Genomic DNA, 13,224 nt, shown 5'->3' with positions numbered 1-13,224 from the left:
GAATAGCTGAAGTCCTCGACTTCATAGCATGACTTCTCCTCAATTATCTCCAGAAAATACACCCGAAGCCATCGCACCAGCCGCCCTCGACAGCGAACAATTAACCGAAACCGATGCCCCCTTTCCCATTGTTGGAATTGCCGCCTCAGCAGGAGGGTTGGAAGCATTCACGCAGTTACTCAGCCATTTACCGGCCGATACGGGTATGGCGTTTGTGCTGATTCAGCATTTAGATCCCAATCACAAAAGTCTGCTTAGCGAGATTCTCGCGAGAACCACCCAAATGCCTGTGAATGAGGTAAAAGACGGCGTAGCTGTAGAACCCAATCAAGTCTACGTTATTCCGCCTAACACCAAGATGGTGCTATCTAAAGGCGTCCTGCAACTATCACCGCGCGAGAAGGTTTATGGCAAATATATGCCGGGAGATGCGTTTTTTACCTCATTGGCGATCGATCGCGGGCACAAAGCGATCGCCGTAGTATTATCCGGGGGAGACGGAGACGGTTCACTCGGGCTCAAGGCAATCAAAGCAGCCGGAGGCATGACTTTTGCTCAATGTCAAGACACAGCAAAATTCGATAGTATGCCGAATACCGCTGTTGCGACAGGCAATGTCGATTTCGTTCTGCCACCGGAAAAAATTGCCGAGGAACTGGCAAACTATAGTCACAATCCCCTTCTCACTGGCCCGCTTGCCATGACAAAAGTTGAGGAATCGCCCGAACAGGGAGATGCCCTGGCTACTATTTTTGCGCTGCTGAAATCCACCACAGGCGTTGATTTTAGCCAGTACAAACCCAGGACGATCGCTCGACGCATCCAGCGACGGATGGTGTTGTACAAGCTGGAAATCTTGGATGATTACGCCCAACATCTTCGATACAATTCGGCTGAAGTCACAGCCCTGTATGAAGAAATCCTGATCCACGTTACCAGTTTTTTCCGCGATCCCGAAGCCTTTGAAAAGTTAAAAGAACTGGTTTTCCCCACGATTACCAAAAATAAATCGGCCGAAACTCCGATTCGGATTTGGGTGGCGGGATGTTCGACAGGTGAAGAAGTTTATTCGATCGCCATTTGCTTGTTAGAGTTTTTGGGCGATCGAGCCATTCAGCCACCGATCCAGATTTTTGCCACGGACATTGGCGAACACGCTATCAACAAAGCGAGGTGTGGCGTCTACTCAGAAAACCAGATGGTAGATGTTTCACCAGAACGACGTACTCGCTTCTTTATTGCCGAAGCAAGAGGTAGCTATAGAATCAGCAAGGCAGTCCGCGAACTTTGTGTATTTGCCCGACAAGACTTAGGCAGTGACCCGCCTTTTTCCAATATCGATTTAGTTAGCTGTCGCAATGTGCTGATCTACTTGGGAGAGTCATTGCAAAAAAAAGTGATGCCGATTTTCCATTACAGTCTTAAGCCAACGGGCTTTCTCCTGTTAGGCACTTCTGAGAGTACCGGAGAATTTTCCTACTTGTTTACTTCAGTGGATAAAAAGTCTAAAATTTATGCCAAAAAGTTGACTGCGACTCGTCCCCATTTTTCGTTTACGCCGAGTTCCTATCCCGTCGCTAAAGCACGTGAACGGGAGGAAGTGAAAAACAATTTTACGAATAGCTTGGATTTACAACAAGAAACTGACCAACTGATTTTAAATCGATATGCCCCAGCCAGTGTGGTTGTCAACGAGCAGATGAAAATCCTGCAAGTGCGGGGAGACATCGATCCTTACTTGAGAGTGGTAGCCGGAACGCCCGACTTAAACTTGCTGGCAATGGCAAGGGCAGGCTTGCTGGTTGAGCTTCGCACCGCGATTTATCAGGCACAAACGCAGAACGTAACCGTTAGGAAAGAAAGGGTATTGCTTGAATCGGGCGGACGATCGAGTATCGTCAATTTTGAGGTGATTCCCTTCGGGCCACCGGCGGTCGAAGGACGCTACTTTTTGGTGGTATTTGAAGAGGCTGCACCCCCCGTGCTTAACTTCAGCACTCTCCCTTCTGAAAGCTTCGAGCAAGCTGATTTAGTGCGCGAAATTGAGCTGCTGAGCCAGCAAGTTGCAGCGGCTAACCAAGAAAAAACTGCGGCTCAATCTCAACTGCAAGCGGTGATCCAGGATCAGGAAAGTCTCAACCAAGACCTCAAAATTGCCAACGAAGAAATCCTATCCAGCAACGAGGAGTTGCAAAGCACGAATGAGGAGTTAGAGACTGCCAAAGAAGAGATTCAAGCCACTAACGAGGAACTCACTACCACTAACGATGAACTTCGCAGCCGCAATACTGAACAAAGCCTGGTGAATAACGATCTGATAAATTTGCTTTCCAGTATCAATATCCCTATTTTAATGCTGACAAACGATTTACAGATTCGACGCTTTACGCCAACGGCACAGCAAATTTTTAGTGTGATTCCCACAGATGTTGGACGGCCTTTTAGCGACATCCGCTCAACTCTGAACGTTCCTGACTTGGAACAGATGATTTTGGAGGTGATTGATACTCTCCAGACGAAAGAACAAGAAGTTCAAACTTTATCGGGATATTGGTACAACCTCCGCATTCGTCCTTACCGGACAACGGAAAACCAGATTGACGGTGTGGTGATGGTTTTGCTCGATATCGATGCTCTTAAACGCAGTGCCAGAACCTTGGAGGAGGCCCGAAATTATGCTGAAACCATTGTGGAAACTGTGCAAACGCCTTTAGTCGTCCTAGATGCTGATTTCCGAGTGAATAAAGCAAATCGCTCGTTCTATGAAACGTTTCAGGTTTCATCCCCAGAAACAGCGCAATCTTCGCTGTTTGAATTGGGAAATGGGCAGTGGAATATCCCGCAATTGCGATGGATTCTGGAAGATATTCTGGTTAGTGATGTTCAGCTTGAAAACTTTGAGTTGGATCACCTGTTTGAGCAGATCGGGCAGAAAACCATGCTGCTGAATGCTTGTAAACTTGAACGAGAAGATCAAGCTTTAATGATTCTGTTGTCGATCGAGGATATCACGCAGCGCAAGCAGTTTGAGACTGTACGATCGCAGTTATTACTGCAGGAACAGTTGGCCCGCCACCAAGCAGAAACAGCCAACCGTAGTAAAGATCAATTTCTGGCGAATCTATCCCACGAATTACGCAATCCTTTGACTCCGATTCTGGGCTGGGCACAAATTCTGCGTTCGGGGAAACTGAAGGAACCAGACGTTACTAAGGCTTTAGAGGTGATCGAGCGCAGCGCGAGAGCCCAATCTCAGTTAATCGAAGATATCCTGGATATTTCTCGGATTACGAGTGGTAAGCTTCAACTGTGCATTTGTCCGATCGATCTGCGGTTAGTGGTGCAAGCTGCGCTGGAGGGGGTTCAATTATCAGCCGAAGCAAAAAACATTCAAATTGTTTCGCAGTTGATTTCTACGACTGTTTTAGGGGATATCAATCGCTTGCAGCAAGTTGTGTGGAATCTTCTGTCGAATGCGATTAAGTTTACTCCGCCGGGGGGACGAGTGGAAATCATGCTATCGACGATCGAGGATCATGCTCAACTTCGAGTCAGCGATACGGGAAAAGGCATTGATGCACAATTTTTGCCCTATATTTTCGATCGTTTCCATCAAGGCGATTCCAGCAGCGTTAAGGCAAATCAAGGGCTGGGATTGGGTTTATCGATCGTGCGTCACCTGGTTGAATTGCACGGGGGAACGGTGCAAGCCGAAAGTCCGGGTGAGGAACAAGGAACTACAATGACTGTGAGATTGCCGTTGCGATCGCTGCCTCAAGAGTTGACATCGGCGATCGATTTAAAGTCAACTGCTTTGGTAGGGCCTTTAAACGCCTCTAGCGATCGCGTCCCCTCTCTAGAAGGCTTGCACATCTTAGCCGTAGACGATCAGATCGATACCCGCGACTTTTTACAATTTGTGCTTGAAGGCTACGGGGCTGAGGTTTTGGCAGTTGCATCTGCCAGAAGTGCGATCGCTGCTTTGACTGAAAATCCGGGCAGATATGATGTGCTCATCTCCGATATCGGAATGCCAGAGGAAGATGGGTATTTCTTAATTCGAGAAGTGCGATCTCTTGCTGCGGAAGCCGGAGGAGAAATCCCAGCCGCGGCGCTGACTGCCTATGCGAGCGATAAAGAACGCGAAATGGCGATCGAAGCTGGTTTTCAAAGGCATATGGTTAAGCCGATTCAGCCGGTTGTACTAGGATTAATGGTGGCTAATTTAGTAGGACGATTGTGAACGAACCTGACGGTCAACTGAGTACAGTTAGACCGCAGGCTTCTTTTTCCTTTTTTTCAAAGGCTTTTTTGAGTGACGGAGTTCCCCCGCCACTTTTGTAACTCAGACCAATTTTTCTTATGAGTTTGGCTGAATTTTCATCTCGATCCAAAGATTCTCCACATTGACAAGAATGCCACCGTTCCGATAATTCTTTCGGGACTTTGTTGAGGCAGTTCCAACAGTGCTGGGAAGTTCCCTTTGGATCAACAAATAAAACACTTTTACCTAGTTTCCAGGCGACATATTTCAGAACGTTGGCGAATTGCCCGTGAGCAGCATCAAGCATGGATTTATTCAAACCACTCTTAGCTGACTGACCGTTAGGCAAATAAACCAAATTACCATTCTCAATATCAGTCTTGGGCTTGGCACGTCTAGTTAGATTTTTGACGCTCAAATCTTCAACAACTAAAACCTCACACTTGCTAAGTAGCTCATGTGCAGTTTTAAATTGAAAATCTAATCTAGCTCTAGCTACGAACTGATGGAGTTGGGAAACCTTGTCCTTGATTATTTTCCAAGGTTGAGAACCCTTGACTCTATTAGCTAACTTCGCTTGAAGCCTTGCTAATTTCTGAGCCGATTTCCTCAAAAATCTAGGATTCTCAACTCTTTCGCCATTGGAAAGATAGACGTAATTAGTGACTCCCAAATCAATGCCAACAGTATTTTCGACCGTCGGCTGAATTTCTGCAACCGTTACGGGAACCGTTTTATCTTCTAGCGTCAGGGAAATATACCACCCATCCGCTTCTCTGATAACTGTACCCGTCTTAACTTTGAACTTTGTTGGTATTGGACGGTGGAAAACCATAGGCACGCTTACCTATTTTGGCGAGACTAATACAAATCCTATCTTGCTCGTCCTTGACAATATCTAAGTTATCTAGTTGAGGATAAGTGAAGGATTTGTAGTAGTGAAGCCCTTTGAATCTGGGCTGACCTCTACGATTGCCGTTTTTATCGGGCGTGGTGAAATTTGAAAAGGAAGTTTCAACTCTGTTGACGACATCTTGCAAAACCTGAGAATCCAACGCTTTGTAGTCAGGAAATAGTTTTTTAGTGTTTTTCAGGTCAGCTAATTGTATCGTCTGCCACTGTACATATCCGCCTTCAATGTTTGAGAAAACATCACCTTTCCTGGTTAGAGGATTGCCTGACTCATCCTTTTTTCTGCCATCCCTAGTTTGCAATCTAGTCAAGGGAATATTTCGATAAATCTCCTCAACAGGGACTATCGAAACAATCAATGGGCAGGCGTTGATAGGTGTTCTCGTGGTTTCCCACCACCTAAATCTTTCGCCGATTCGGTAGTTGTACTGCCGACGGCAGAGTTCTAAATGAGCCACAATAGTTGATAGTTGGGGCTTGGTTGGTTTGAGGCGGTATTTGTAAGTGAGTTGCATTTTTAGCTTCTTTTTTCGACCTACCTTAATATACCATTTCTTTTGTTTTAATATCTAGGAAGTACATCATAGTTAAAGGTACTCGCAATGTCTAATTGTCGGTTTCCGTACCTACACCCGACGAGCCTTTCATCACGCGGGCGTAATTTATTCGGGGTACTTCGCGCAGCGCTCAGATTAATCCCCTCTAAATATACCGAGGGACTTCCCGGCTGGTAGTTAAATATTTTGTATGATATCATGTCCGGTCGATCGATCGTAATATCCGGCCGGGGCGGGTTTATTGAATTTGGGATTTGTGTTGAAGATCAGGGTGAACCCGCCCCTACAGAAATCATGTCAATTGAGCGTGATTCTTGGAGGGGCGGGCGATGCCCTGAGTGTAGTCGAAGGGTTCACCAACAATACCTGCCAATAATTGACAATCTCAAAAACCCGCCCCGGCCACTGATATGATCTCCGGTCATCGAGCGCGATTTTCGTAGGGGCGGGTTCACCAACAATACCTGCCAATAATTGACAATCTCAAAAACCCGCCCCGGCCGCCATGTTATGGTTCAATACTCTTCTGTAGGTGGGCTCCGAGCGTAGCGCACCCTCCGTTTCACGGGCCCAACCTACGCACGATCGGTTTTTTTCACCGAAAAACGAGCGGGAAGCCCCTGGCTTTAGACATGGGGAGGAACGTGGCTGCGACTTATTTAGTCGCCTTAAAATAATTGCACAAATTTAATTGAAATGATACACTAATTACATCGATTAAGAATAACCATCTACGTGTTGAAATAATTTAATAAGGTGAAACTCCTGAGTTGGTTCGTCTCGGCTTGACCGTAGCCTGACCAAACAAGTAACAGTGAATTATTGAGCGTACCTATCTGGCGTTGCGATGGACTCTGAAAGTATAAAAAGCTAAAAGTATACGCAAGGTTTGGACTCGTTCAAGCTGAGTGGGTAGAGGTGCCTTGATAACGCCTTTGAAAGTTCTTTTATGGAATACGTCAAGAATCCCCCCGATTCATCGGTGGGGAGTATCAAACTAACCCAAGCGTATTGTATTATGGTTAATCGATCGCACATGATATTGTAGGGACACAACATTGTTGTGTCCTGATATAAATATTACGGAGTTCAGATTCTTGGTAACTATTAAATGTCGGGGCATTACCTTCTCGAATATCCAAGCCGTAATCTTTGACAAAGACGGCACTCTAGAGGATTCTCAAGAATTTTTGAGATTGTTGGGGATTAAGCGATCGCGCCTCGCAGACGCTCAAATTCCGGGCGTTGGAGAGCCTTTACAAATGGCTTTCGGCATCGAAGGTGGCAGCATCGACCCCACAGGCTTGCTGGCCGTCGGTAGTCGTAGGGAAAATGAGATTGTGGCGGCGGGATACATCGCCGAAACCGGCAGGGGATGGCTAGAATCTTTAACTATTGCGCGTCGCGCTTTTGATGAAGCTGACGAAATGTTTAAAAATAGTGCAGTTTCTCCTTTATTTGTCGGCAGTTTGGAAGTGCTGAAATATCTTTCGGAAGCGGGTTTAAAACTGGGAATTCTTTCGGCTGCTACAACAGAATCGGTGCAGAAGTTTGTGAAACACCACGCATTAGCTGACTACATTCAGTTAGAAATGGGAGTTGATTCAACGCTTCATAAACCAGACCCGAAATTGTTTTTGCAAGCTTGTGAGAAACTCGGAGTAAATCCCGCAGCAACTTTGATGGTGGGAGATTCAGCGGGCGATATTCAGATGGGTAAAAATGCGGGCGCGGCTGGCTGTATCGGGATTTGTTGGGGAAAGGCCCAGGTTAGTCATTTGGAAAATGCTGATGTGGCGATCGCATCTTTGGATGAAATTACAATTTTACCAGATTGAGCCAGGGAAACGGCAATGCCGTTTCCTCCAAATTAGGACACGGCATTGCCGTTTCCCTACAAATCAAGACAAGGTGTTGCCGTTTCCTCCAAATTAGGACACGGCAATGCCCATTGGTGACAACTTAACGTACAACCGATACTCCGGCAGGGGTTTCAACCCCTGCCTCAAAGCGAAAGTCCTCTTAAGAGGACTGAGAAGAAAAATTTAAGATTCATTAGTCCTCTTAAGAGGACTTTCGCTATTAGACAGGGAATTCATTCCCTGGCGGACTGACGGGCGGACGGAATGATTGGGCGGACTGACAGTTTAAGCTGACACCAATGGGCATTGCCGTTTCCCTAAAGACAACGCAAACCCAGAATTACGACATCTCTTTCAACGCCGTCAAGTTCGGCAACTTGCGGCAGATATCCCCACCGCTGAAAGCCAAATTTCTCAAACAATCTTACACTCGGCTGATTGTGAGCAAAAATTATTCCTATGAGAGTTTTTAGCTTCAATTCTGGACTCCGCACAATTGCCGATTGCAATAATTTTTGTCCGATTCCGCAGCGTTGGCGATCGGGTGCGACGTAGATGCTAACTTCTGCTGTATGCTGATAGGCAGCGCGTCCGTAGAAAATCTGCAAACTCAGCCAACCAACAATATTTTGTTCTGATTCCATTACCCAAATCGGCCAGGAATTTGGGGAGTGTTCTCTGTACCACGGGAGGCGGCTTTCGACTGAGACTGGTTTTAAATCGGCTGTGGCCATTCTGCCCGGTATTGCTGCGTTATATATTTGGACAATTGCTGGCAAATCGCTTTCTTTTGCGGATCGGATTTTCATCGTTGGGTTGACTGTTGACTGTTGACTGTTGACTGTTAACTGTTAACTAATGATATTATGTCCTGTCGATTACCCTTAATACGGTAGGGGCGGGTTCACGAAAAACATCTGCCAATAATTGACAATCTCAAAAACCCGCCCTTTTAATCGCGGTCACTCGATCGGATATGATATGACTGTTAACTAATGACTAATAACTAATGACTAATAACTAATGACTAACAACTAATGACTAATGACTCTTGTACAGTTCCATAATATCGCTGACAGCCATTCTTGAATTTGCTCCCAAAGTGAGTGGTGATGTGTGTCCTCGCTGCAAGTGTTCTGCCGCCGCACAGCCGATCATTGCTGCGTTGTCTGTACAATATTTTAATGGCGGAAACAATACCCGCAAGTTGTGTTTGGCTGCTGCTGCTTGTAAGTGTTTTCGCAGTCCGCTGTTTGCTGCAACTCCGCCGCCGACTACAATAGTGGTAAGCCCGAAATTTACGGCACAGTCGATCGCTCTTTTTGTTAAACCCTTAGCTACAGTTTCCTGAAAGCTGGCCGCAATATCATTAATTGTAGAGGCAGTCAAGATGCCTTCCTCACCCACATTGTTATTTTGTTTCTTGAGTTTCTGCACTAATTGCAAAACAGCAGTTTTCAACCCGCTAAAACTACTGTCGTAAGGATGGTAGCCACCACCGGGCAAGGAAATTCTGCCTTCTGGTAGAGGGTATGCTTGGGGATTGCCAAGGGCGGCCAATTTGTCAATCAGCGGCCCGCCGGGATATCCTAGCTGCAACAGTCTCGCGACTTTATCAAAAGCTTCGCCTGCGGCGTCGTCGCGTGTGTGTCCTACTGTTTCATAAACGCCGCAATCTTTGACGTAAATAAAGCTAGTGTGGCCCCCGGAAACTAACAAACACAAAAACGGTGGCTGCAAGTCGGGTTCGGTAAGGTAAGAAGCGTAGATGTGTCCTTCGAGGTGATGGACGCCTAAAAAAGGTTTTTGATGGACTATTGCCAAGCTTTTCGCCGCTGTCAGCCCGACTAACAATGCACCTACTAAACCGGGGGCACAAGTCGCTGCAATGCCGTCAATTTCTGACCAACTCAGGTTTGCTTCACCGAGACACTGGGCAATTACCTGATTGAGCATTTCTAGGTGACTCCGCGAAGCGACTTCCGGTACTACCCCGCCAAACTGCTGGTGGATTTTAATTTGCGATGCTACAACATTGCTGCAAACTTGACGATTCTTAACAATTGCTGCTGCTGTTTCGTCACAACTTGTTTCGATTGCGAAAATGGTTGCCATTAACTGCTAATTTTATTTGATAGGTTAGTTATTGCTAGCTTAACTAATTCGGCGCAAGTCCCCCGCTCTACCTGTACTCAGGTTATTGTTAAGGGATTTTTGCCCGATCGACAGGTAAGACCATCATCGGATGCAATGAAGGAATATCCTCGCGGTATTGCTAGCTCAGCATTGACCTATGAGAACGGGAATCCCTCATTCTATTGGACTTTGCCACATCAATGATGGATACTTTACACTGTCAACAAACACGGTAATCTGGATTCCAGATCGGCAAGTTGAAATGCTTGTACAAAAACTTATTGTTTTGTAACAAAAGGAAACAATTCCATGCGACGATTGTTTGCTGCAATTTTAGTGTTGAGTGTCTGGATCAGTTTTGCTCCAGTTGCTTCGGCTTACAATTTAGTGCCGTGCAAGGACTCTCCCGAATTCAAGGAACTGGCTAAAAATGCACGTTCAACCAATGGCGACCCCGCATCTGCGAAAGCAAGATTCGATCGCTATTCTCAAGCTATGTGCGGCCCGGAAGGATACCCGCACTTAATCGTAGACGGCAACTTGAGCAAAGCAGGGGACTTTTTGATTCCTAGCATACTGTTCTTGTATATCGCAGGTTGGATTGGTTGGGTGGGCCGTTCTTATCTGCAAGTTACCAAGAAATCAGCAACCCCAGAGGAAAAAGAGATTATTATCGACGTTCCTTTGGCAATCAAATGTATGCTGAGCGGCGTTTTATGGCCTCTGGCAGCTCTCACATCAATCACCAGCGGTGAAATGTTTGCGAAGGACGACGAAATTACTGTTTCCCCCCGCTAAAATTGGGAAATGGAGAAGAGCTAATAGCTAACAGTTAAGTAGTTAACTAGAAAATAGCAATTAGCGCGCTAGACCGATCGGCAATTACCAACTGTCTGGAATTTTCAGGAGCAGAATTCATGCAATACTTTGTCAAGTTTCTTTCGACAGCACCAGTATTGGCTATCCTTTGGATATCTATTCAAGCTGCGGCTTTAATTGAATTTAACCGCTTTTTCCCCGACCTGCTTTTCCATCCGATGCCGTAAGATTTGAAGGAAATTAGGTTACAAAACCTAGGAGTAAAAAGTTGAGAGTTTTGAGTTTTGAGTGATGAGTTACAGGCTAATTTAAAACTCAAATATCAAAACTCTCAAACCATACCAGTTCGGGCAAAACCAGCGCCGAGATGGGTAAAACCCAAGGATCTAAACTATTTAGTTATCAAATTAGTTCCCAATGGCTAATGACTAATGACTAATGACTATTGACTATTGACTATTGACTAATATTTTGAATCGATGAAGTCTTATCTCGCCGCAGCAATTCAAATGACTAGCTTGCCTGACCTGCAAAAAAATTTGGTTCAGGCAGAGGAATTAATCGACCTGGCAGTGCGTCGGGGTGCGGAGTTAGTTTCCTTACCAGAAAATTTCTCGTTTATGGGCGAAGAGGAGGAAAAGATTGCTTCAGCAGAGGCGATCGGCATCCAAAGCGAAAAATTCCTCAAAACGATGGCCCAGCGGTTCCAGGTAACGATTCTGGGCGGCGGATTTCCAGTGCCGACGACCGGGGGGAAGGTATACAATACTTGTTTGCTGGTAGACCCAAACGGCACTGAAGTGGCAAGGTACAGAAAAGTACATTTGTTTGATGTGAATGTGCCAGACGGCATTACTTACAGGGAATCGAACACTGTGAAAGCTGGTGAAGATTTGCCCCCTGTTTATGTGTCGCCGGATTTGGGCACCCTAGGACTTTCGGTGTGCTACGACGTGCGGTTCCCGGAGGTGTACAGGCATTTGTCGTACAAGGGGGCTGATATTTTGTTCGTGCCGGCGGCGTTTACTGCTTACACTGGCAAGGATCACTGGAAGGTTTTGTTGCAAGCTAGGGCGATCGAGAATACTTGTTATACGATCGCACCTGCACAGACTGGACACCACTACGGCCGCCGTCAAACACACGGTCACGCGATGATTGTAGACCCTTGGGGTGCCGTTTTGGCGGATGCTGGAGACGAACCGGGTGTGGCAATTGCAGAAATTAATCCCGATCGACTAGAACAAGTCCGCCGCCAGATGCCATCTCTGCAACACCGGGTTTTTCTCTGAAGGAATTTTGAGACCAATTGGTCTCAAAATTTCAGTCCCAGTGGGCCGCCCGACCTTTCAAGTTTTTATTCGCTCAAGTAATTGTGTAGGTTCGTACACAAAAAAACTTAGATCATGTGCGTGCGATCGACAAAAATAAGCGGGTGGGGGCGGATTTACGCCGATCTATGAGTGATATTGTCGATCGGGCGTTACTAGGCGCCCCGACAGCTTAATATATTGTTTTTTCCTGGAAAGGAACGGCCAGTAACTCGCGATAAAATGTCTAAGGCAGGTTGAATGGGCGTGCACTTCTGGTCTCAGGCGAATGGGCGAAAGTAGAATTGCACGAAATGCGTCTTTTTGGAGAATTGACATCCACCCCGACCGTCGCGGACGGGGATTCCCAAACCTCACGATTTGAATTTCTGCTTCTTCGCAACTGCCTCCACCCTAAAAGAGATTTGGTCTTATGTTCGCTCCACAGACTAACCCCGCAAGAGAAAGCGGTTTTTATGTGTCGAATACCAAACGGAATTCTTCTTCGTTTTGATTCTAGGGATGTTTACCATTGCCCTATCCTCTTGAACCGGTCTACCGATTTTGCTTCGCCGCCAGCACCTCGGGCTGAACTTCGCTCGTATAGGCTGTTTGATCCATCGTCTCGGGTGGGTCGTTGACCAATTATATTGTAATATAAAGCCGTCCTAAAAGGACGAGGTTTCTACCCAATTTTCTGATGAAACACACTCTTTCGGTTTTAGTTGAAGATGAAGCGGGTGTCCTCACTCGAATTGCTGGTTTGTTTGCCCGTCGGGGTTTTAATATTGAAAGTCTGGCCGTTGGCCCGGCGGAACAAGGGGGAGTGTCTCGGATTACGATGGTTGTACCCGGAGATGACCAAGTTATTGAGCAGTTGACAAAGCAACTGTACAAGTTGATTAACGTGCTTAAAGTTCAGGATATAACGGAAATTCCCTGTGTGGAACGGGAGTTGATGTTGCTGAAAGTTAATGCTGCTAGCGGGACGCGATCGGAGATCATTGAGTTAGCTCAAATTTTTAGAGCGCGAGTGGTGGATATTGGTGATGATACGCTGACATTGGAAGTTGTCGGAGATCCCGGTAAAATGGTGGCGATCGTCCAGGTGCTGAATAGATTTGGGATTAAGGAAATTGCTCGTACTGGGAAAATTGCCCTGACGCGCGAGTCGGGGGTAAATACTGAGTTTCTCAAGTCCTTGGAAGCGAAAGTTTAAGTCATTAGTCATTAGTCATTAGTCATTAGTCATTAGTCAGAAGGAATGTTTTAACTTTTAACTTTCGACTTCTTATTACCAACTACCAATTACCAATGGCTGATGACCAATGACTAACGACTCCTGACTAATTAGGAATGAGAAT

The 13,224-nt window shown here is 46.1% G+C and carries 10 protein-coding genes; 6 read left to right on the top strand and 4 right to left on the bottom strand.

The window, feature by feature from the left end:
* The first annotated feature begins 28 nt into the window (after positions 1–28).
* Positions 29–4,243: a chemotaxis protein CheB gene (locus QUA88_RS22355; protein WP_333273877.1), complete on the top strand. Its 4,215-nt coding sequence runs from the start codon at positions 29–31 to the stop codon at positions 4,241–4,243.
* Positions 4,244–4,256: 13 nt separating this feature from the next.
* Here QUA88_RS22355 and QUA88_RS22350 read toward each other — a convergent pair whose 3' ends face one another.
* Together QUA88_RS22350 and QUA88_RS22345 are read right to left on the bottom strand one after the other, a co-directional pair.
* Positions 4,257–5,099 (bottom strand): transposase, encoded by an 843-nt coding sequence (locus QUA88_RS22350; RefSeq protein ID WP_333051458.1) that lies wholly within the window; start codon positions 5,097–5,099, stop codon positions 4,257–4,259.
* Entirely contained in the window at positions 5,059–5,691 is a 633-nt protein-coding gene (locus tag QUA88_RS22345) for a helix-turn-helix domain-containing protein (protein WP_333051457.1), read from the bottom strand. The genes QUA88_RS22350 and QUA88_RS22345 overlap by 41 nt, the downstream gene beginning before the upstream one ends.
* A gap of 1,139 nt (positions 5,692–6,830) precedes the next feature.
* Here QUA88_RS22345 and QUA88_RS22340 point away from each other — a divergent pair.
* The gene (locus tag QUA88_RS22340) at positions 6,831–7,571 is read left to right on the top strand and encodes an HAD family hydrolase (RefSeq protein ID WP_333054410.1); all 741 of its coding nucleotides are present in this window, start codon (positions 6,831–6,833) and stop codon (positions 7,569–7,571) included.
* A gap of 341 nt (positions 7,572–7,912) precedes the next feature.
* Here the strand turns inward: QUA88_RS22340 and QUA88_RS22335 are convergent, their stop codons facing one another.
* Together QUA88_RS22335 and tsaD are read right to left on the bottom strand one after the other, a co-directional pair.
* Positions 7,913–8,404, bottom strand: coding sequence for an N-acetyltransferase family protein (locus QUA88_RS22335; protein WP_333054409.1), 492 nt, complete (start codon positions 8,402–8,404; stop codon positions 7,913–7,915).
* Positions 8,405–8,636: 232 nt separating this feature from the next.
* Entirely contained in the window at positions 8,637–9,710 is a 1,074-nt protein-coding gene (tsaD, locus tag QUA88_RS22330; protein WP_333054408.1) for a tRNA (adenosine(37)-N6)-threonylcarbamoyltransferase complex transferase subunit TsaD, read from the bottom strand.
* 330 nt (positions 9,711–10,040) lie between these two features.
* On the opposite strand from tsaD, the gene QUA88_RS22325 reads away from it, so the two are divergent.
* From QUA88_RS22325 to ilvN, 4 genes are all read left to right on the top strand, one after another.
* Positions 10,041–10,529: a Photosystem I reaction center subunit III gene (locus QUA88_RS22325; protein ID WP_333037176.1), complete on the top strand. Its 489-nt coding sequence runs from the start codon at positions 10,041–10,043 to the stop codon at positions 10,527–10,529.
* Between the two features lie 119 nt (positions 10,530–10,648).
* Positions 10,649–10,777: a photosystem I reaction center subunit IX gene (gene psaJ / locus QUA88_RS22320; RefSeq protein ID WP_333037175.1), complete on the top strand. Its 129-nt coding sequence runs from the start codon at positions 10,649–10,651 to the stop codon at positions 10,775–10,777.
* A 252-nt stretch (positions 10,778–11,029) separates the two neighbouring features.
* A complete protein-coding gene (locus tag QUA88_RS22315) occupies positions 11,030–11,842 on the top strand; it encodes a carbon-nitrogen hydrolase family protein (RefSeq protein ID WP_333054406.1) in 813 nt (270 codons plus the stop codon).
* A 718-nt stretch (positions 11,843–12,560) separates the two neighbouring features.
* Positions 12,561–13,079: an acetolactate synthase small subunit gene (gene ilvN, locus QUA88_RS22310; RefSeq protein WP_333054405.1), complete on the top strand. Its 519-nt coding sequence runs from the start codon at positions 12,561–12,563 to the stop codon at positions 13,077–13,079.
* The last annotated feature ends 145 nt before the right edge of the window (positions 13,080–13,224 follow it).

It is taken from the genome of Microcoleus sp. D3_18_C2 (genome assembly GCF_036702395.1).
Classification (GTDB): Bacteria; Cyanobacteriota; Cyanobacteriia; order Cyanobacteriales; family Microcoleaceae; genus Microcoleus.
Note: the sequence above shows the minus strand (reverse complement) of the source record. Positions and strands in the feature narration are given on the sequence as shown.

Coding starts and splice junctions, on each gene's coding strand:
- QUA88_RS22335 (WP_333054409.1), bottom strand. CDS start 8,404: ATGAAAATCCGATCCGCAAAAGAAAGCGATTTGCCAGCAATTGTCCAA.
- psaJ (WP_333037175.1), top strand. CDS start 10,649: ATGCAATACTTTGTCAAGTTTCTTTCGACAGCACCAGTATTGGCTATC.
- QUA88_RS22345 (WP_333051457.1), bottom strand. CDS start 5,691: ATGCAACTCACTTACAAATACCGCCTCAAACCAACCAAGCCCCAACTA.
- QUA88_RS22355 (WP_333273877.1), top strand. CDS start 29: ATGACTTCTCCTCAATTATCTCCAGAAAATACACCCGAAGCCATCGCA.
- QUA88_RS22350 (WP_333051458.1), bottom strand. CDS start 5,099: ATGGTTTTCCACCGTCCAATACCAACAAAGTTCAAAGTTAAGACGGGT.
- QUA88_RS22325 (WP_333037176.1), top strand. CDS start 10,041: ATGCGACGATTGTTTGCTGCAATTTTAGTGTTGAGTGTCTGGATCAGT.
- QUA88_RS22315 (WP_333054406.1), top strand. CDS start 11,030: ATGAAGTCTTATCTCGCCGCAGCAATTCAAATGACTAGCTTGCCTGAC.
- tsaD (WP_333054408.1), bottom strand. CDS start 9,710: ATGGCAACCATTTTCGCAATCGAAACAAGTTGTGACGAAACAGCAGCA.
- ilvN (WP_333054405.1), top strand. CDS start 12,561: ATGAAACACACTCTTTCGGTTTTAGTTGAAGATGAAGCGGGTGTCCTC.